Below are 1,403 nucleotides of genomic sequence, written 5' to 3'. Positions count from 1 at the left end.
CACATACGGTTGGCGCCGGCGAGCAGCGCGGTCAGCACCCGCAGCAGCGCCACGAACCGCCCGAGCAGCACGACCTTGCCACCGTGCCGTTGGAACAGGTACTGGCCGAGCCGCAGCCGGGGTTCGGTCAACCGCAAGAGCGCCCCATAGCGCACCAGCAGCCGGTAGCCGTAGCGCCGACCGATCAGGAAGCCGACATTGTCACCCACCACAGCACCCGCAGCCGCCGCGCCGATCACGAACTCGATCCGGAAATCCGGAGATGCCGCCGCCAGGATCGATCCGGCGATCAGAGTCGTCTCTCCCGGCAAGGGCAGCCCCATGCTTTCCAGCGCAACCACACCGGCGATCAGCCAATAGCCGTAGCTGGTCAGAAGTTGGGGAATCAGGCCGTGGAGCGGGACAAACATCGTGTCACCTCGAATGCTGTGCCGTGACCGGGTGACCGCCCCCGGCCGGCTGGGCCGACGCGCCGTCATGGAGATTGAAGTCAAGCGATACCCGCAGGCCCGGGCGGTTGTCCGATACGGAAACCGTCGCCTCGTGACGGTCCGCAATGGCCTTCACCAGACTGAGGCCAAGCCCGCTGCCATCAGTGGTGCGGCTACGCTCCAGCCGGTAGAAGCGGCGGAATATGCGCCCACGCTCTTCGGCCGGCACACCGGGGCCATCATCGGCGATCGTCAACCGCACCACCCCGGAACCGGCGGTGAGATCTACCTCGATGCGTGTTCCGGCCGGGGTGTGGCGAATGGCGTTCTCAACGAGATTGACGAGCATTTGGGTCAGCAATTCGCGGTCGCCCGCGACCACCGCCGGGTCGAGCCGTGGACTGACCAGAACCTTGCCGTCCTCTTCGGCCGAGGGCGTGAAGGCCTCGACCACCGTTTCCACGATCGCGTGGAGCTCGACCGGGTCGCGAACCGGCGGCCGGGCGCCGCCTTCGATCTGGGCGATGCGCAGCAGCGCGGCGAAAGTCTCCAGCAGCGTGTCGGTTTCCGCCAGGGCAGCGTCCACCGCGACCGCGTAGTCGTCGACCGATGCGGCGGTCGCCCGCACCCGTTCCAGACGCTGGCGCAGCCGCGCCAATGGCGTGCGCAAATCGTGGGCGATGTCGTTGGACACCTGCCGCAACCCCTCCATCAGATCGGCGATGCGGCCGAGCATGTGGTTAAGCGTATTCGACAGCCGGTCGAGGTCGTCGCCGGTTCCCCGCACCGGGATGCGGCTGGCCAAGTCACCGGCGATGATCGCTTCCGCCGTGCGCGAGATGGCATCCACCCGCTGCAGGAAAGCCACGCTCAACAGAGCACCGCCGGCGATCCCAAGCCCGAGCGTTACCAGCACCGCGACGGAAAATGCGTGGAAGATCGCCTCGTCGGCATCCTCTATCCATTCAAGAT

At 66.8% G+C, this 1,403-nt stretch carries 2 protein-coding genes; both read right to left on the bottom strand.

All coding sequences use genetic code 11. The features are described 5' to 3' along the window. Positions 1-410 (bottom strand): VTT domain-containing protein (locus TSO5_RS11090; protein ID WP_199230859.1); only part of this gene is annotated, 410 nt, incomplete at its 3' end. A gap of 4 nt (positions 411-414) precedes the next feature. Then, a partial coding sequence (locus TSO5_RS11085; RefSeq protein ID WP_109151642.1) for a HAMP domain-containing sensor histidine kinase occupies positions 415-1,403 on the bottom strand: 989 nt, incomplete at its 5' end.

This window comes from Azospirillum sp. TSO5, from assembly GCF_003116065.1.
Lineage (GTDB): Bacteria > Pseudomonadota > Alphaproteobacteria > Azospirillales > Azospirillaceae > Azospirillum.
Note: the sequence above shows the minus strand (reverse complement) of the source record. Positions and strands in the feature narration are given on the sequence as shown.